The 17,706-nt window shown below is 74.3% G+C and carries 16 protein-coding genes; 3 read left to right on the forward strand and 13 right to left on the reverse strand.

The window, feature by feature from the left end; all coding sequences use genetic code 11:
- Positions 1 to 249 precede the first annotated feature (249 nt).
- From IF45_RS0107065 to IF45_RS0107105, 8 genes are all read right to left on the reverse strand, one after another.
- A complete protein-coding gene (locus tag IF45_RS0107065) occupies positions 250 to 1,335 on the reverse strand; it encodes a HAMP domain-containing sensor histidine kinase (protein ID WP_030306278.1) in 1,086 nt (361 codons plus the stop codon).
- The gene (locus IF45_RS0107070; RefSeq protein ID WP_003950821.1) at positions 1,332 to 2,072 is read right to left on the reverse strand and encodes a response regulator transcription factor; all 741 of its coding nucleotides are present in this window, start codon (positions 2,070 to 2,072) and stop codon (positions 1,332 to 1,334) included. Before IF45_RS0107070 ends, IF45_RS0107065 begins: the two co-directional genes overlap by 4 nt.
- 95 nt (positions 2,073 to 2,167) lie before the next feature.
- Positions 2,168 to 2,878: a spermidine synthase family protein gene (locus IF45_RS0107075; protein WP_030306281.1), complete on the reverse strand. Its 711-nt coding sequence runs from the start codon at positions 2,876 to 2,878 to the stop codon at positions 2,168 to 2,170.
- A 110-nt stretch (positions 2,879 to 2,988) separates the two neighbouring features.
- Complete coding sequence (locus IF45_RS0107085) at positions 2,989 to 3,597, reverse strand: hypothetical protein (protein ID WP_030306283.1); 609 nt, start codon at positions 3,595 to 3,597, stop codon at positions 2,989 to 2,991.
- A gap of 111 nt (positions 3,598 to 3,708) precedes the next feature.
- Positions 3,709 to 5,085, reverse strand: a complete 1,377-nt coding sequence (locus IF45_RS0107090) for a hypothetical protein (RefSeq protein ID WP_030306285.1) — start codon at positions 5,083 to 5,085, stop codon at positions 3,709 to 3,711.
- Positions 5,082 to 5,864, reverse strand: a complete 783-nt coding sequence (locus IF45_RS0107095; RefSeq protein WP_003950824.1) for an ATP-binding cassette domain-containing protein — start codon at positions 5,862 to 5,864, stop codon at positions 5,082 to 5,084. The genes IF45_RS0107090 and IF45_RS0107095 overlap by 4 nt, the downstream gene beginning before the upstream one ends.
- Positions 5,861 to 6,751 carry a zf-HC2 domain-containing protein gene (locus tag IF45_RS0107100; protein ID WP_015507109.1) on the reverse strand — a complete coding sequence of 297 codons (891 nt, stop codon included), beginning with the start codon at positions 6,749 to 6,751 and terminating at the stop codon, positions 5,861 to 5,863. Before IF45_RS0107100 ends, IF45_RS0107095 begins: the two co-directional genes overlap by 4 nt.
- The gene (locus tag IF45_RS0107105; RefSeq protein ID WP_003950826.1) at positions 6,748 to 7,395 is read right to left on the reverse strand and encodes an RNA polymerase sigma factor; all 648 of its coding nucleotides are present in this window, start codon (positions 7,393 to 7,395) and stop codon (positions 6,748 to 6,750) included. The genes IF45_RS0107100 and IF45_RS0107105 overlap by 4 nt, the downstream gene beginning before the upstream one ends.
- A 135-nt stretch (positions 7,396 to 7,530) precedes the next feature.
- Between IF45_RS0107105 and argG the strand changes: the two genes are divergently transcribed.
- Positions 7,531 to 8,976, forward strand: coding sequence for an argininosuccinate synthase (argG, locus tag IF45_RS0107110; protein ID WP_003950827.1), 1,446 nt, complete (start codon positions 7,531 to 7,533; stop codon positions 8,974 to 8,976).
- Positions 8,977 to 9,036: 60 nt separating this feature from the next.
- On the opposite strand, the gene IF45_RS0107115 is transcribed toward argG, so the two are convergent.
- On the reverse strand, positions 9,037 to 9,576 hold the full coding sequence (locus tag IF45_RS0107115) for a TetR/AcrR family transcriptional regulator (RefSeq protein ID WP_003950828.1): 540 nt from the start codon (positions 9,574 to 9,576) through the stop codon (positions 9,037 to 9,039).
- A 30-nt stretch (positions 9,577 to 9,606) separates the two neighbouring features.
- Positions 9,607 to 11,112: an MFS transporter gene (locus IF45_RS0107120; protein WP_030306289.1), complete on the reverse strand. Its 1,506-nt coding sequence runs from the start codon at positions 11,110 to 11,112 to the stop codon at positions 9,607 to 9,609.
- A gap of 302 nt (positions 11,113 to 11,414) precedes the next feature.
- Here IF45_RS0107120 and lon point away from each other — a divergent pair, with 302 nt between their 5' ends.
- Entirely contained in the window at positions 11,415 to 13,826 is a 2,412-nt protein-coding gene (gene lon / locus IF45_RS0107125) for an endopeptidase La (RefSeq protein WP_008416008.1), read from the forward strand.
- 88 nt (positions 13,827 to 13,914) lie between these two features.
- Here the strand turns inward: lon and IF45_RS0107130 are convergent, their stop codons facing one another.
- Positions 13,915 to 14,733, reverse strand: a complete 819-nt coding sequence (locus tag IF45_RS0107130) for a polysaccharide deacetylase family protein (RefSeq protein ID WP_030306291.1) — start codon at positions 14,731 to 14,733, stop codon at positions 13,915 to 13,917.
- A gap of 147 nt (positions 14,734 to 14,880) precedes the next feature.
- Positions 14,881 to 15,705 carry a lysozyme gene (locus IF45_RS0107135; protein ID WP_003950832.1) on the reverse strand — a complete coding sequence of 275 codons (825 nt, stop codon included), beginning with the start codon at positions 15,703 to 15,705 and terminating at the stop codon, positions 14,881 to 14,883.
- A gap of 196 nt (positions 15,706 to 15,901) precedes the next feature.
- On the opposite strand from IF45_RS0107135, the gene IF45_RS0107140 reads away from it, so the two are divergent.
- A complete protein-coding gene (locus IF45_RS0107140; protein WP_003950833.1) occupies positions 15,902 to 16,357 on the forward strand; it encodes a MarR family winged helix-turn-helix transcriptional regulator in 456 nt (151 codons plus the stop codon).
- Positions 16,358 to 16,756: 399 nt separating this feature from the next.
- On the opposite strand, the gene IF45_RS0107145 is transcribed toward IF45_RS0107140, so the two are convergent.
- Positions 16,757 to 17,608, reverse strand: a complete 852-nt coding sequence (locus IF45_RS0107145; protein ID WP_078842846.1) for a protein phosphatase 2C domain-containing protein — start codon at positions 17,606 to 17,608, stop codon at positions 16,757 to 16,759.
- Between the last annotated feature and the right edge of the window lie 98 nt (positions 17,609 to 17,706).

Raw genomic sequence — 17,706 nt, forward strand, 5'->3', positions numbered from 1 at the left:
CTTCACAAGGTGGTGGACAGCGGGAATAAAGGCTACGCCTTCGTCACCGAGAGGTGCAGGCCGGGCCGGGCATCCGTCGTGAAAGTCACACCAGATCCCGTGTTTCGGGTCTCTGATTGGCGGGAAACAAGCGGGATTTCCCTCCAGCCCGGACGCCTCCGTGCACGGCCGCGGTCCCTCGGGCCCGCATCCCTGTCAGTTGGCACGTCGTTACTGCGTTACCGCTATGAACAGTACGCCACTCGGGGGTCAACCGTGTGCTTCGGGCAGCCCCGGCAGGCTGACGCGAATACGGCAGCCACGTGCGGATTCGGCGACCCCGATGCGCCCGCCGTGCAGATCCACCGCCCACCGCGCGATGGCCAGGCCGAGCCCCGTCCCGCCGTCCGCGCCGGGCTCGTGCGGCTTGGCCGCGCTGCCCCGGTTGAACCGCTCGAAGACCCGGTGCCACTCCGACTCGGGGATGCCCGGCCCCTCGTCCAGCACCTCCAGCTCCAGCGACTGGGCGCCCTGGCCCGGGCGGGCACGGACAGTGACGGCGCCGCTCGGCGGGGAGTGCTTGACGGCGTTGTCGATGAGGTTGGCGACCACCTGGTGGAGCCGCTCCACGTCCGCGTAGGCCGTCAGGTCCAGCGGCTCGACGTCCAGGATGAGGTGGACGTCGGTACGGCTGTGGTTGCCCGAGCCGGAGGTGGTCCGGCGCTGCGAGGCGACCAGGTTGGCCTCCTTCAGCACCCCGGAGAGGTAGGGCCAGACCTCGAAGCGGTGGGCCTTCAGCGGGACGACACCGTTGTCGAGGCGGGAGAGGTCGAGCAGGGTGTCGACCAGCCGGCCCAGCCGCTCGGTCTGCTTCAGCGCGGTGCGCATCGTCTCCGGGTCGGCCGCCGAGACGCCGTCCACGACGTTCTCCAGCACCGCGCGGAGCGCCGCGATGGGGGTGCGCAGCTCGTGCGAGACGTTGGCGACCAGCTCCTTGCGGTGCAGGTCCTGCGACTCCAGCTCGTCGGCCATCCGGTTGATGGTGTGCGCGAGGTCGCCCAGTTCGTCGCGGCGGTCCGCCCCGCGCGCCCGGCGCGTGTAGTCGCCGTGCGACACGGAGCGGGCCACGGAGTTCATCTCGTCCAGCGGCGCCGTCAGGCCGTGCGCCACGAACTGCGTGATCAGCAGTGTGGCGATCATGGAGAAGACGGTGATGAAGCGGAGTTCGGTGTCGGTGCGGACCGCCACCATCAGCAGCCCGGTGGTGATCAGCACGGAGATGACGACCAGCGCGCCGAGCTTCGTCTTCACGGAGAAGGGCCGGTACCCGCCCTGGGGGGCCGCTGGGCCGGTCATGGCGTCGGCGTCTCCAGGGCGTAGCCGACACCGTGGACGGTGCGGATCCGCTCCGCGCCGATCTTCCGCCGCAGCGCCTTGATGTGGCTGTCGACCGTCCGCGTGCCGGAGGCGTCGGCCCAGTCCCACACCTCGGCGAGCAGCTGCTCGCGGGAGAGGACGGCGCGCGGGGTGTTGGCCAGGCAGACCAGCAGGTCGAACTCGGTGGGCGTCAGGTGGACGTCCTCCGCGTGGACCCGGACCCGGCGCTGGGCGTGGTCGATCTCCAGTTCGCCGAGGCGGAGGATGCCGCTGCGGGGGGTGGCCGCCGCGAGCGCCGCCCGCTCGACGCGGCGCAGCAGGACGTGTACGCGCGCCGCCAGCTCCCGCATGGAGAACGGCTTGGTCATGTAGTCGTCCGCGCCGACGCCGAGCCCGACCAGCATGTCGGTCTCGTCGTCACGTGCCGTGAGCATCATCACCGGCACCGGGCGCTGCGCCTGGACTCTGCGGCAGACCTCCAGGCCGTCGAAGCCGGGCAGCATGATGTCGAGGATCAGCAGATCGGGCTGCCAGGCCTCGGCGGTGTCGACCGCCGCGGGCCCGTCCGTCGCCGTCTGCACGAGGAAGCCCTCGGCCCGCAGCCGGGCGGAAATGGCTTCGACGATCGTGGTGTCGTCCTCGACCACCAGCACCCGGCGCTGTGCACCCGGCGTCGCCGCCGAATTGCCGTTGTGGGAGGTCTGTGTGTGCTCCATCGCCCGCCCCTGGAAGTGCGCCTGGTTGGTATGCCGGACCTCGTGGGGAGATCCGGGGGATGGTGAGCAGCGTAAGGGCTGGACAGGGCTCGGGGCTACGCGGCCTTGACAGCGAGGTGCACGACGTCCGGGACGCCCCGGGCAACGGGGATCTCTTCGGTACGGACCGCCCGGAATCCGCATTTACGCAATGTTCTTTCGAAAACGGCGGACGGCTGTGCCGACCAGACCGCGAGCACCCCGCCGTCGGTCAGCCGCGCGGCGCAGGCGGCGAGGCCGGCCGGCGCGTACAGCCCGTCGTTGTCCTCGGTCACCGTCCAGTCGGGCCCGTTGTCGATGTCGAGGCAGAGCGCGTCGTAGGTGGCGGTGGTGGTGCGCAGGTGCTCCAGCAGGTCGGCGCGGACCACCTCGGTACGCGGGTCGGCCAGCGCGGCGCCGGAGATCCGGGCCAGCGGGGGCGCCTCGCCCGCGGTGTGCCAGTCGATGACGGCGGGCTCCCGCTCCACCACGGTGATCCGCCCCCACCCCGGCCCGGCCGCCGCGTGCGCGAGCGAGAAGCCGACCCCCAGCCCGCCGATGAGCACCCGGGGCGCCTCCCGCCCGCCGAGCGCCTCCAGGGCCGCGTCGACCAGCAGCCGCTCGGACCGCCCGTCGGAGGTGTCCATCAGGAACGTCCCGTTGGCGATGATCTGGAGCAGCCCCCCGTGCCGCCGCAGCACCACCTCGCCGTACGGGCCCTCCCGCCGGTCCAGCACCTCGGGGACGGTCTCCTCGGGGGCGAAGGGGGCGGGGTGCGGGGCGGGCATGGCGGCGACCTCCGGGTGACGCGGTGTGCGGGGGTGGCACCATCCTGGCCGGGGCCGACGGCGGCGACAAGCGGTTTCGGCAGGGGCCACCCGGCCGGGTACGGGCCGGCTCACCCCACGGCGGCCCGCACCGTACGAGGCCCCCGCGCCAGCCACAGCCCGACCCCGGCGGCGCCCACGGCCGAGGCGACCGCCCAGGCCAGGGGAGCCCCGGCCCCGGCGGCGGGCCAGGCGATCACCTCGTACCGGCGGCCGTGGACGGGCGGCGCCGCCAGCCACACCGCCGCCGCGTGGAGCGGGCCGAGCAGCGCGCCGAGCGGGGCGCCGGCCAGTACCGAGGCGCCGGCGCTGAGCCCGGCCGCGCCGACCGCGTTCCGCACGGTCGCGGCGGCGTCGGCGCCGGGGGCGAGGGCCACCAGGGCGGCGGCCGGCACGGTCAGAGCCAGCAGCGGCCAGAGCCGCAGCCACCAGCGGGCCCGCACCGTCCCCGCCTCGACCTCCGGCCCGTACGAGGCCGAGGCGCCGACGGCCAGGGCAGCGGCCAGCGCCGGGGCGAGGGCGGCGAGCGGGGCCGGCTCCTGACCGCCGGAGCCCGCCGACGCGTCGCCGCTCCACCAGGCGGCGGCGAGGAGCAGGGCGAGGCAGGCGGCGGCGGGGGCGAGGCGGTTCAGGCGGGCGTGGAGCACGGGCGGTGGGGCAGTGGTCGCGACGATGGCCATCAGAGGTCTGGTCCAATCCGGTTCAGGGTGGCTCCGGGCGGGGTGCAGGGGCGGTGCGGCAGGGTGCGCGGGGCGCCGCCCTTCCCTCGTGGGGCGGCGTCCCGCGCACGGTCAGAGGGCCGGCTGGGCCGCGGAGTCGCAGCGCCGGGCGGCGGCGAGGTACGCCCCGAGCCAGGCGGCGCGTTCGGTCTCGGGCAGGGCGCGGAGGCGGTCGAGCTTGTTGAGGGCGGCGCGGGTCTCGGCGACACCTTCGGCACCCCGGTACCGCTCGGCCCGCTTCAGGGCGTCCGCCGGATCGCTGAGGTTCCGCCGGTGGGCCGGGGCGAGGTAGGTCCACACCACGTCCTCCAGCGCTCCGCCGGAGGGGTCCGGGCAGTCCGGGGAGATCAGGCCCGCCACCGTCTCCCACGTGAACACCGCCTCGTCGGCCACCTCCCCGCGCACCACGGTGCGGCCGAGCGGGGTGAAGGAGGGGAGCGGCACCTCCCCCGAGTCCCGGCGCACGCGGTGCCCGCGCCGCTCCTCCACGAACCGCTCGGGCAGTCCCGGCGCTCCCGCCAGCCGCTCCCGCAGCCCCGACAGCGCCTCCCCTGTGGGGGCGAGCAGGTTCCGGTGGCGCTCGGTCACGCAGATCCGGGGCGTCCCGTCGTCGCAGACCAGGCGCTGGGCACGGGGGTCCGTCCGCCAGGCGTCGTCACCGGTCTGGACCAGTACGGTTCCGGCGAGCGCGGCGGCCAGCAACGGAACCAGGGCGAGCAGTCTCCGCCGGGCGAGGTGGCCCACCAGTGCGGCCAGCGCGAGGCCGCCGACCCACACCGCGATCACCGGCGCCAGCCAGAGCGCCGGTATCCCCTCGCTCACCCCCGGCTCCTGCGCGGGGGCCAGCCGGCCCAAGGGCGTGTCGACGTACGCGGAGACCCCGAGCAGCAGGTAGCACCCGAGTGCCAGGACCAGCGCGATCCCCCGCCAGGTCACCACCCGCCCCACCACGAAGCCGACCGCCGTCAGCCCCGCCACCAGCACCGCGTCGGCCACGTGCAGCAGCCCGTGCCCCCAGGTGAGCCCGCCGCCCAGGGAGTACGGCCAGGTCGCCAGATACACCCCGGCCGTGCCGAGGAGCTGGGCCGCCACCACGCAGGCCACCAGCGGGGCCAGTGCCGTGAGCGCCCGCTCCCGGCGTCCGCGTACCGCCTGGCGCAGCAGGTCGCCGGTGCCCCGGCGGTGCTCCCGGCCGCCCTGCCGGCAGCCGGCGGCGGCCACCAGAGGGCCGAGGAGGAGCATGGTCGTCGTGCGCAGCAGGCCGTGCGTCCGGGCCCAGTCGCCCTGCCACTCGGCCGCCTTGGTCCCCATCGTCACGGCGAGCGTCAGCAGCACGGCCGCCCCGGCCCAGGGGGCGAGCCCGCGCCGGAGTTCGCTGCGCCAGGGGCTTGGCGCGGCAACGGGGTTCGGGGGAGCGGGTGCGGTCCGGGTCGCGGTGGGCGCGCTCATCGCGTACCTCCGCCGGCCGGGGCCGAGCGGTGGTCGCGCAGGGCGAGGGTGTAGCCGCGCTCCAGGGCGTTGCCGCCCAACTCCTCCGGCGCCTCGGTGCCCTTGCGGGCCAGGCCCGCGGGGGTGTCGCGCAGGGCGACGCGGCCCGCGTCGAGCAGGGTCACGGTCGAGCAGGCGTCGGCCACGTCCTCCACCAGGTGGGTGGAGACGAGCACGGTCGTCTCCTCGGCGAGGGCGCGCAGCAGCGCCCGGAAGTCGAGCCGCTGCTCGGGGTCGAGCCCGGCGGTCGGCTCGTCGAGCAGCAGCACCGCCGGTTCGTTGACCAGGGCCTGGGCGATCCCGGCCCGGCGCACCAGGCCGCCGGAGAGCCGCTTGAGCGGGGTGCCGGCGTCGGCCGTGAGCCCCGCCCGGTCCAGGGCGCGTTCCACCGCCCCGGGGGCGAGCGCCGCCGGAACCTCCTTGAGCCAGGCCATGTAGGAGACGAACTCCCGCACGGTGAAGCCGGGGTAGTGGCCGAAGTGCTGCGGCAGGTAGCCCAGCCGGCGCCGCACCTCGGTGCGTCCGGCGCGGTCCGCCAGGTCGTGGCCGAGGATCCGCACCCGGCCCGCCGTGGGACCGGCGGCGGTCGCCAGCACCCGGATCAGGGAGGTCTTCCCGGCGCCGTTGGGCCCGAGCAGCCCGTGCACGCCGGTGGAGAACTCCAGGTCCACCCCGTCCAGGGCGGTGGTCCGGCGGTGGCGGACGTGCAGCCCGTCCACCCGGATCGTGGTCGTGGTCACGGGAACTCCGGTCGGTCGTAGGCGTCGAAGGAATGGCGGCGCACGGCGAGCAGGGCGGCGCAGCACACGGCCGCCCCCGCCCACCCGGCCTGCGCGGCGGGGGAGGAGAACCAGGGGGTGAGGGCCTGGGCGAGGAGTTCCGCGGGGAGGGCGCCGTACCGGACCGTCACCGGGGCGAGCACCCCGAGCGACCAGAGGCCGCCGACCACCGCCACCGCGTTCCGGCACCCCAGGTACGAGCCGAGGGCCAGCGCGCCGAGGGTGAGCGCCAGCGCCGGGAGCAGCCACGCCGCCGGCCCGGGCCCGCCCGCCACCTCGGGCAGCAGCGCCCCGGCCACCGTCAGCGCCGGTACGCAGACCGCCAGTACGGCCGCGCCGCGCACCAGCAGCAGCCGCAGCCCGCCGCCCGGCGTGGTCGCCGTCAGCTCGTGCAGCGGATCGGTGTGCGGGCCGTACGACAGGGCCACCCCGGCGAGCGGCAGCAGCGGCGCCAGCAGCAGCAGGGCGGTGCGCGCCTGGGGGAACGCCCCGCCGTGCGCCAGGACCAGCGCCACCAGGCAGACCCCGGCGACCGCCGGCGGCCAGGGGCCGCGCAGGGCGGGCCCGGCGGCCCAGCGCAGCCGGGCCCGGCGGCTGGGTGCCCGGACGGGAGCGGGGGGCGCCTCCGGCGTGGGCGCGAGCCCCGCCACCTCGGCCAGCACCGCCGAGCGCACCGCCGCCAGCGTGGGCCCCGCGGCCGTGGCGTGGGCGGCGGCGGAGACCCGGGCGGCGCAGGCGCCGCAGCCCTCCAGGTGGCGTTCGACCTGCCAGGAGGCGGGTTCGGGGAGTTCCCCGGAGGCGTAACGGGTGGCCGCCGCGGCGTCGAGGTGGTGGCGGTGCGCGGTCATGCGGTCCCTCCCAGGGGCCGGCGCGGAGAAGAAGGGGGAGTGGCGAGGGGGCGGGGCGGGCCGCCCCGTTCCCCGGCGAGGCGGGCGAGCGCCGCCCGCAGCTCCCTGCGGGCGCGCAGGGCACGGGACTTGACGGTGCCCTCGGGGATGCCGAGCAGGGTGGCGGCCTCCCGGGTGGTCAGCCCGTCGACCACGGTGGCGCGCAGCACCTCCCGCAGTTCGGGGCCGAGCCGGCCGAGGGCGGTGCCGACGTCGCCGAACTCCAGGCCGTCCACGCCGCCCGGTCCGTCCAGTCCGTCCAGTCCGTCCAGGACACAGTCCTCGGCCGAGGGGGCGGGCGGCGCGGGGACCGGCGCGTACCGTTCGGCGCGCTCGCGTGCCCGCAGGGCGTCGACGAGCCGCCGGGCGGCGATGGTCCACAGCCAGCCGCCGGCCTCGCCGCCCCGGTGGGCGCCGGCCGAGCGCCAGACGGTGACGAAGGTGTCCTGGAGGACCTCCCGGACCGTCTCCGGGTCGGGGCAGCGGCGCGTCAGACGGACCTGGAGCCAGCCGGCGTGCCGGTCGTAGAGGCGGGCCAGGGCCGCCTGGTCGCCCGCGGCGACGGCGCGCAGCAGCGCCGCGTCGTTCTCCTCCGGTGCCCCCACGGGGCGGAACAGTCTCACGTCCCCTCTATCGACGGGCGGGGCGCGGACGGTTCACGATGATGCGGACGGAGGGCCGCCGTGAGGCTCCGACCTGGAGACGTTGCATGAGCATGCGTTCCGTTGCATACTCTTGCTATGTCCAAAGTCCTGACCTCCCTCCCCACCGGCGAGCGCGTCGGCATCGCCTTCTCCGGCGGGCTCGACACCTCGGTCGCCGTCGCCTGGATGCGTGACAAGGGCGCGGTCCCCTGCACGTACACCGCCGACATCGGCCAGTACGACGAGCCCGACATCGCCTCCGTGCCCGGCCGTGCCACCGCCTACGGCGCCGAGATCACCCGTCTCGTCGACTGCCGTGCCGCGCTGGTCGAGGAAGGGCTGGCGGCGCTGGCCTGCGGCGCGTTCCACATCCGCTCCGGTGGACGCCCGTACTTCAACACCACGCCGCTGGGCCGCGCCGTCACCGGCACGCTGCTGGTGCGGGCGATGCTGGAGGACGGGGTGCAGATCTGGGGCGACGGCTCCACCTTCAAGGGCAACGACATCGAGCGGTTCTACCGCTACGGCCTGCTCGCCAACCCCCACCTGCGGATCTACAAGCCGTGGCTGGACGCGGACTTCGTCTCCGAGCTGGGCGGCCGCAAGGAGATGTCCGAGTGGCTGCTCGCCCACGGGCTGCCCTACCGGGACTCCACCGAGAAGGCGTACTCCACCGACGCCAACATCTGGGGCGCCACCCACGAGGCGAAGACCCTGGAGCACCTGGACACCGGCCTGGAGACGGTCGACCCCATCATGGGCGTCAAGTTCTGGGACCCGTCGGTGCAGATCGACACCGAGGACGTGACCATCGGCTTCGAGCAGGGCCGCCCGGTCACCATCAACGGCAAGGAGTTCTCCTCCTCCGTCGACCTCGTCATGGAGGCCAACGCGATCGGCGGCCGCCACGGACTCGGCATGTCCGACCAGATCGAGAACCGCGTCATCGAGGCCAAGAGCCGCGGCATCTACGAGGCCCCCGCCATGGCGCTGCTCCACCTCGCCTACGAGCGCCTGGTCAACGCCATCCACAACGAGGACACGGTCGCCGCCTACCACAACGAGGGCCGCCGCCTGGGCCGGCTGCTCTACGAGGGCCGCTGGCTGGACCCGCAGGCGCTGATGATCCGCGAGTCGCTCCAGCGCTGGGTCGGCTCCGCGATCACCGGCGAGGTCACCGTGCGGCTGCGGCGCGGCGAGGACTACTCGGTCCTCGACACCCAGGGCCCCGCCCTCAGCTACCACCCGGACAAGCTCTCCATGGAGCGCACCGAGGACTCCGCCTTCGGCCCCGTCGACCGCATCGGCCAGCTGACCATGCGCAACCTCGACATCGCCGACTCCCGCGCCCGCCTGGAGCAGTACGCGGGCATCGGCATCGTCGGCACCGAGCACCCGACGATCGGCGCCGCCCAGGCGGCCTCGACCGGCCTGATCGGCGCCATGGACCAGGGCGGCGCCGAGGCCATCGCCTCGCGCGGCGAGACCTCCGAGGAGGAGACGGCGCTCGACCGCGCCGCCATCGAGTCCGGCACGGACTGACTCCGCCCGCACGCCCCGCACGGCGGGCCCGGCCACCACGGCCGGGCCCGCCGTCGTTTCTCAGCCCCTCTCGCGCCCCGAGGCGATCCGCTCCGCCAGGGCCCGACGCAGCCCCGCGTCGAGCCGCTGCCCGGTCACCGACTCGTAGAGCCACAGCCCGTCGGCGGCGAGCCGGGTGACGAACCGGTCCAGCGCCTCCGGATCGCTCGCGGCACCCGCGGCCGGCGGCGCCCACCGCTCCATCACCGCGTCCCACGGCGCGGCGTGCTCGGGCGTGGTCGACCCCTCCACCATGAAGAGCAGCTCGGCGCGGGTCGCGCTCTGCGTGGTGACCCGGGCGTACGCGGCCAGCCGCTCGGCGGGGCTCGCCTCGGCGGCCGGTTTCCCCGCCGCCGCCACCAGGTCGGCCTCCCAGCGGTCGGCCAGGTGCTGGTGGATCGCGCGGACCAGCTCCTCGCGGCTGGCGAAGTGGTAGAGCAGCCCGCCCTTGGTCAGCCCCGCCTCGGCCGCCACCGCGTCGAAGGTGACGCTCTTGACCCCCTCGCGCTGCACGAGACGGGCCGCCGCGTCGAGGATCTGGGTCCGCTTGCTGGTACGCATGGTGCTCCTGGGCCGTGGTGGAGGACGGGGTCAGTGGGAGGCGGGGCCGGACAGCGCGGAGCCGGGACCGTGGCGGCGCAGCAGCACCCCGGTGGCGACCGTACCGACCGCCAGCACCCCGGCCACCACCAGCACCACCGCCCCGTACGCCCCGTCGAACGCCTCCGAGGCCGCCGCCACCAGCGCGTCGCCCTCCGCGCCCTGCCCGGCCAGCGCCAGCGCCGCGTCCAGGCTGTCCCGCGCCTCCTCGGGCGTGCCGGGCGGCAGCCGGACCGTCGCCGAGTAGACGGCCGACAGCAGACTCCCGAGCAGCGCCACCGCGATCAGGCTGCCGAACTCGTACGACACCTCCTCGACCGAGGAGGCCATCCCGGCCCGGCGGACCGGCACGTTCCCCATGATCGCGCTGGAGGCCACCGACATGGCCGCGCCCAGCCCGGCGCCCGCGATCAGCAGCCCGGTCACCAGCAGCGGCATGCTGGTGTCGAAGTGGAGCAGGACCAGCACGGTGCCGACGGTGCTCAGGGCGAGCCCGCCCGCGACGATCGGCAGCAGCCCGATCCGGTGCAGGGTCGCGCCCCCGGCCACCGCGGTCGGCAGCGCGCCCAGCGCGACAGCGGCCACCAGCACCCCGGCCCGCAGCGGCGTGAACCCCTCCACCAGCTGGAAGCGCTGGGTGGTGACCAGCTGGAGCCCGGCCACGGCGAACATGGAGAACCCCGCGGCCAGCACCCCGGACAGGAACGCCGGGTTCCGGAAGATCGCGAAGTCGAGCAGCGGGTCCGGCAGCCGACGCTGGCGCCGGGCGAAGGCCCACCCGCCGGCCGCCGCCGCCACCAGCGCCACGCCCGCCGCCACCGGGGACGGGGTGGCCTTGGCGGTCTCCTTGATCGCGAAGACCAGGCCGACCAGGGCCACCAGCGCCAGCAACGAGGAGACCAGGTCCCAGTGCTTGCCCGGGTCCGCGCCGCCGCCCGGGGCCAGGACCAGGGTGGCCACCACCGCCACCACGACCACGGGCACGTTGACCAGGAAGACCGACCCCCACCAGAAGCTCTGGAGCAGCAGCCCGCTGACGATCGGCCCGAGCGCGCTGCCGACGATCGCCAGGCTTCCCCAGACGGCGATGGCGACGTTCCGCTCCCGCTCGTCGGCGAAGGTGACCCGGATCAGGGCGAGCGTGGCCGGCATCATCGCCGCCGCCCCGACCGCGAGGAAGGCCCGCGCCGCGATCAGCGCCTCCGGCGTCGGCGAGAGCGCCGCCGCCAGCGAGGCCGCCCCGAAGACCACCAGCCCGGTCAGGAACATCCGCCGGTGCCCCACCCGGTCGCCCAGCGTCCCGCTGCCCAGCAGCAGCCCCGCCATGACCACCGGATAGGCGTTGATGATCCACAGGCTCTGCGCGCTGCTCGCCCCCAGCTCCTCCACCAGCGTCGGCAGCGCCGCGTACAGGATCGAGTTGTCCAGCGTGATGAGGAGCAGCCCCGCGCTCAGTACCGCCAGCAGCAGCCACCGCCGCCGCGCACTCTCCGCCATCCCGCCCCGCCCTGCCTTCCACCGGTCCGTCACGAGCACCGTAACTGTACCTTACGGAAGGTACAGTTACGGGCCCCCGCCCGCCGCCCGGAACACCTCCGGCCTGGCATTTCGCGCGCTGCCGCCCGGCAGGAATCCGCGGAGTCGCGGCGGTGTTGCCCAGGGCGAGGGCGGAGGTCCGTCCGGGCGGTCCCGCGCGGCCCCGGAGTCGGTTCGCTCACAGCGAACAGCTCCTGGGGAACACCTGGCGGCGCAGAAGCATTGAGCCGGTATAGCTCAACTTGACTGCCGAAGGGGAGATCATGGCTGCTGAGTCCCAGGCCAACACACCGCTGACTCTTCCGGTGCTGCCGCTCGACGATGAAGTGGTGCTGCCCGGGATGGTCGTGCCACTGGACCTCAACGAAACCGATGTACGGGCCGCCGTCGAAGCCGCGCAGGCCGCGGCCGGGCCCGGCGGGGGCAAGCCGCAGGTGCTGCTCGTCCCGAGGGTCGACGGCACCTACGCCGCGGTCGGCGTCCTCGCCACCGTGGAACAGGTCGGACGGCTGTCCGACGGCGACCCCGGCGCGCTGGTGCGCGGCCGCAGCCGCGTGCGGATCGGGGCCGGAACCACCGGGCCCGGGGCCGCGCTCTGGGTCGAGGGGACGCCCGTCGAGGAGACGGTGCCCTCGCCGCTGCCCGGCTCGGTGACCGAGCTGATGACGGCGTACAAGGCGCTGGCCGCCTCCTGGCTGCAGAAGCGCGGCGCCTGGCAGGTGGTCGACCGCATCCAGCAGATCGACACCCCCGGCGCCCTCGCGGACAACGCCGGGTACTCGCCCTTCCTGACCACCGCGCAGAAGGTGGCCCTGCTGGAGACCGGCGACCCGGTCGCCCGCCTCAAGCTCGCCACCGAGCACCTCAGCGAGCACCTCGCCGAGCAGGACGTCGCCGAGACCATCGCCAAGGACGTCCAGGAGGGCGTCGACAAGCAGCAGCGCGAGTTCCTGCTCCGCCGCCAGCTCGACGCCGTCCGCAAGGAGCTCCGTGAGCTGAACGGCGAGGGCGAGGAGGACGAGAGCGACGACTACCGCGCCCGCGTCGAGGCCGCCGACCTCCCCGAGAAGGTCCGCGAGGCCGCCCTCAAGGAGGTCGAGAAGCTGGAGCGGGCCTCCGACCAGAGCCCCGAGGGCTCCTGGATACGGACCTGGCTCGACACCGTCCTGGAACTCCCCTGGACCGAGCGGACCGAGGACGCCTACGACATTCCCGGCGCCCAGGCCGTGCTCGACGCCGAGCACGCGGGTCTGGAGGACGTGAAGGAGCGGATCACCGAGTACCTCGCGGTGCGCAAGCGCCGCGCCGACCGGGGCCTCGGCGTCGTCGGCGGACGGCGCGGCGGTGCCGTGCTGGCCCTCGTCGGCCCGCCCGGCGTCGGCAAGACCTCGCTCGGCGAGAGCGTCGCCCACGCCATGGGCCGCAAGTTCGTCCGCGTCGCCCTCGGCGGCGTCCGCGACGAGGCGGAGATCCGGGGCCACCGGCGCACCTACGTCGGCGCCCTGCCCGGCCGCATCGTGCGGGCGATCAAGGAGGCCGGCTCGATGAACCCGGTGGTCCTGCTCGACGAGATCGACAAGGTCGGCTCCGACTTCCGGGGCGACCCGGCGGCGGCGCTGCTCGAAGTCCTCGACCCGGCGCAGAACCACACCTTCCGGGACCACTACCTGGAGGTCGAACTCGACCTCAGCGACGTGGTCTTCCTCGCCACCGCCAACGTCCTCGAATCCATCCCCGAGGCCCTGCTCGACCGGATGGAACTGGTCCGCCTCGACGGCTACACCGAGGACGAGAAGGTCGTCATCGCCCGCGACCACCTGCTCCCGCGCCAGCTGGAGCGGGCCGGTCTGGAGCCCGGCGAGGTCGAACTGGCCGACTCGGCGCTGCGCAAGCTCGCCGGGGAGTACACCCGCGAGGCCGGCGTGCGGAACCTGGAGCGTTCCGTGGCCCGGCTGCTGCGCAAGGTCGCGGCCCAGCACGAACTGGGCGAGCGGGAGCTGCCGTTCACGGTGACCGACGCCGACCTGCGCGGCCTGATCGGCCGGCCGCACCACGTGCCCGAGTCCGCCCAGGACCCGGCCGAGCGGCGCACCTCGGTGCCCGGCGTGGCCACCGGACTGGCGGTCACCGGCGCGGGCGGCGACGTGCTCTACGTCGAGGCGTCGCTGGCCGACCCGGAGACGGGCGCGTCCGGCCTGACCCTGACCGGCCAGCTCGGCGACGTCATGAAGGAGTCGGCGCAGATCGCGCTGAGCTTCCTCCGCTCGCACGGCGCCGAACTGGAGCTGCCCGTAGCCGACCTGAAGGACCGGGGTGCGCACATCCACTTCCCGGCCGGAGCGGTCCCGAAGGACGGGCCGAGCGCGGGTGTCACCATGACCACCGCCCTCGCCTCGCTCCTCTCCGGGCGGCTGGTCCGCACCGATGTGGCGATGACCGGCGAGGTCTCGCTGACCGGGCGGGTGCTGCCGATCGGCGGCGTCAAGCAGAAGCTGCTGGCGGCGCACCGCGCGGGGATCACCACCGTGGTCATCCCCAAGCGGAACGAGGCCGACCTGGACGACGTCCCCGCCGAGATCCTGGAAGGGCTCGACGTCCACCCGGTGAGCGATGTCCGCCAGGTGCTGGAGATCGCCCTCTCCCCGGCGAGCGTGGCGGTCCCGGCCGCCGCCTGAGCCGGCGGCGCGCGGCCACCTTGCTGAGTCCGAAGAGCCGGGCCCCCTCCGAGGGGGCCCGGCCTTTCGGCGTACCCGGGGCCGCGGGTCAGGGGCGGTAGATGGCGCCCGGAACCGGCTTGGCCGGGGCCATCAGCTGCGGGACGGTGACGAAGGTGTACCCGTCCTTCTTCAGCGCGTGGATGATGCCCGGCACCGCCGGGACCGTCCCCTGGTAGATGTCGTGCAGCAGAATCACGCCGTCCCGGCCCGCCTGGTCCAGGGTGCGTTCGGTGATCAGCTCGGAGTCGTTGGTCGCGTAGTCCTTAGCCGTCGTCGACCAGAGCACCTGGGAGAGTCCCAGCTCCTTGCTGATCTCCGAGACGGTGTCGTCGGTGCGGCCCTGCGGCGGGCGCATCAGGGTCGGCTCGGAACCGGTCAGCCTCGCCAGCTCCTTCTGGGTGCGGGTGAGTTCCTCGCGTATCTCGTCCGGCTCGATCTCGGTCAGGCGCGGGTGGTTCCAGGTGTGGTTGGCCACCTCGTGGCCCTCCTTCGCGATCCTGCGGACCGTCTCCGGGTACTTCTCGATGTGCTTCCTGCCGAGCAGGAAGAAGGTGGCGGGCACCTCCTCGCGCTTCAGCAGGTCGAGGAGGGCGGGGGTGTCCTTGCCCGGCCCGCCGTCGAAGGTCAGCGCGATGCACTTGGCGACCGCGCAGTCCACCTCACCCCCCGCGAGCTTCACCCGCGCCCCCGGTTTCCCGTCACCGCCCGCCTCGTGGGCCCGGGCCCGCTCGTCGGCGGGCGCCACGGTCCCCGGCGTGCAGGAGGTGAGCGCGGTGAGGGCGGCCAGCGCCAGGGCGGCGACGGCGGTACGGCGGATGCGGTGCGGGCGGCGGGTGCGGGGCTCGGCGTGCGTCAGAGTGTTCACGCCGTGTATAGATGGAGTGCATAGTCGAACGGTTGCCCCGCACCCGGAAGGATTTCCGCACCCCGCGCCCGACCCGGAAAAGGCCCGGCGACCAGGTCACCGGGCCTCTTCGGGCTGCGCGGACGCGGGGCGTCCGACCGCTCGGGCTCAGCCGTTGGCGAGCGCCTGGAGCCGGTCGTACGCGCCGTTGAAGCGGTTGTGGTCGCCGACGATCGGGCCGGTGGAGGTGTACTGCCACATCGTGTAGAAGCCCCAGCCGGCCGGGAGTTCGCCCACCGAGGCGGCATACCGGGCGACCCAGAGCGGGTTGGTGGCGCCGAAGCCCGCGTAGTTGCCGGTGCAGGAGGTCCACCAGCTGGTCGCGGTGTAGATGACCGCGTCACGGCCGGTGCGGGCCTTGTAGGTGTTGGTGAAGTCGCGGATCCAGTTGACCATCGCGGACTGGCTCAGGCCGTAGCACTGGTCGCCGTACGGGTTCCACTCGATGTCCAGGACGCCGGGGAGGGTCTTGCCGTCGCGGGACCAGCCGCCGCCGTTGTCCACGAAGTAGTTGGCCTGGGCGGCGCCGCTCGTCGTGTTGGGCGTCGCGAAGTGGTAGGCCCCGCGGATCATGCCCACGTTGTAGCTGCCGTTGTACTGCTGCGCGAAGTACGGGTTCTTGTAGTACGTGCCTTCGGTGGCCTTCACGTACGACCACTTGACGCCGCTGTTCCACAGCCCGGCCCAGTCGACGTTCCCCTGGTGGCTGGAGACGTCCACGCCCTCCGTCTGCTCGGCGAGCGGCGAGACGCCGGGCGCCCCGCTGCGGCCGTCGTGCTCCAGCACGCCCATGCCCATGTGGGCCTCGCCCCGCTCGGGGCGGTCGGCGGCCTGCGCCGCGGAGGGCAGGGTGAACAGCAGGGAGAGGGCGGCGAGGAGAACCCCGGCCGCGGTGGTGCGGGAGGGGCGGGCTCCGGATCTGGGTACGCGCATGGGGGGCCTCCGAGGGCGGTGGGCGAGCGTGACGGGAGATGTGTGACGTGTGCATGCCGTATTGACGCTACGCGCGTGGACCGGCGGTGCGGAAGAGGGCCCAGGACCCGCCGGTGGTCTACTCCTGCGGCAGACTGCGCCAAGCTGGGGGGACCGGCCCCGGCGCGGGGAATCTTTCAGGGACGGAAATCGGTACATGGGTGTTGACGGCGAGGCGGACGCGGAGTTCCTGGCCCTGGAGCGCGAACTCTCGCTCCTCTTCCGGCGGGCCAGGGCCGGTCAGGGCGAACTGGCCAGGGCGGTCCACCCGCAACTCGAACCGGCCGCCTACGGACTCCTCGTCCGGCTCATCGAGGGCGGACCCCAGCGGGCCACCGACCTCGCCGCCTACATGGGCGTCGGCAAGGCCACCATCAGCAGGCAGCTCGGCGGGCTGGAGGAACTGGGCCTCATCGACCGCGCGGTGGACCCCGCGGACCGCAGGGCGTCCCTCTTGCGGGTGACACCGCTCGGCTCCGAACGCGTGGCCGCGGTGGCCGCGGCTCGGCGCAGTGCCTACGTGCGGCGCCTCGCCGGCTGGGACCGCCGCGACGTGGGCGAACTGGCCCGGCTCCTCGGCCGCCTCAACGGGGTGCTGACGGAACCCAACTAGGGGTGGGGTGGCCTCAGGCGCCGGCCGGGCTGGGCTGTGGCCTCAGGCGTCGATTGGGCTGCGGCCCCAAGTCCTCGGGTCGGGAGGGCTGCTGGTGGGGCCGGAGCTGATTCGCTCTCCGGCGTCGTCGTGGAGCTTGGGCGGCCGCGTGCCCCGGCTGTGGCTGGGCCGGGCTCGTGTTCCGCTCCGCTGCGACGGGTGATCTGAGACTGGCCGGCGTTCGAGGCCGCACTCAACAGCCCGGCCGGCGTTTGAGGCCATCGGTGACCGGCACGGTCCGAGGGGAGCTCAGCCCGGAGATCAGCCTGGCCGGCGCTTGAGGCCACACACTCCAGCCCGGCCGGCGTTTGAGGCCACATCGCCAAGTCGCGCCCCACGCCGGGGCGCCGGCCCAGCTGGTCAGAAGGCGACGTGCACGGCTGTGGCGTCGTCGTGCCGCTTGCCCCGGGGGGAGGGGACCGCGTGTTCCAGGTCGCGGACGGCCTGGACGAGGTGGGCCGTGCCCTGGGTGCGGACGAGGTCGAGGGTGCCGGCCCAGGTGCCGCCGAAGCGGTCGACCCAGCGGGTGGCCCCGTCGGTCATCGCGGTCAGGGACCGGAGTTCGGCGCGCGGCGTGCGCCCGGTCACGGCGAGCCGGGCGACGGCGGGGTCGGCGGCGGCCGTGTGGAAGCCGCCCTCGGCGTTGCGGAGTGCCTCGACGGCCTCGACGTACTCCTGGACGGCGGCCTCGCGGCGGGCCGCCGGGGTGTGGCCGGGCAGCGCCCGCACGGCCGCCCGCAGTTCGGGCACCGGGGAGGGGAGGGTGTCGAGGCGCGGGTCCTGGACCGGGACGAGGGTGCCGTCCGCGCGCTCCAGCAGGAGCGTGGAGTCGGAGAGGACGAGGTGTTCGACGGCCTCCTCGTCCCAACGCGCCAGCACCACCGTCGCCTGAGGCGTCCGGGAGTGAGAAAGGTCACAGGTTGAACGATGCGTTCCGGCGGTACGCGCGACGGCCTCCGCCAGGATCTCCTCCAGCGTCATGTCCCGTTGTGAAACGGACAGTTCTCCCAGTGCCCCGCCGAGCCGCGCGGTGAACCAGTCGACCGAGTGCACGCACCCGTCGTCCCCCTCCGGTGGCGTCACCCCGTCCAACAGCACGAGGCAACCCCCGTGCCCGTGTGCGGGAAGCGCGACCGAGCAGTAGTCCTCGTTCGGGTGATCCGGGGCCCCGGGTTCCGTTGTCAGGTCGATGTGCACCGGCTCAGTCTGCATGATGGGCTCTGGCCGCGGCGGCAGGTGACGGCCGCTCGGCCACGCCGCCGGGTTTTACCTGGAATGATCAACTCCGGCTCTACGGGGGCGGGGCATCC

Origin of the sequence: Streptomyces albidoflavus (assembly GCF_000719955.1) — a bacterium.
GTDB classification, from domain to species: Bacteria; Actinomycetota; Actinomycetes; order Streptomycetales; family Streptomycetaceae; genus Streptomyces; species Streptomyces albidoflavus.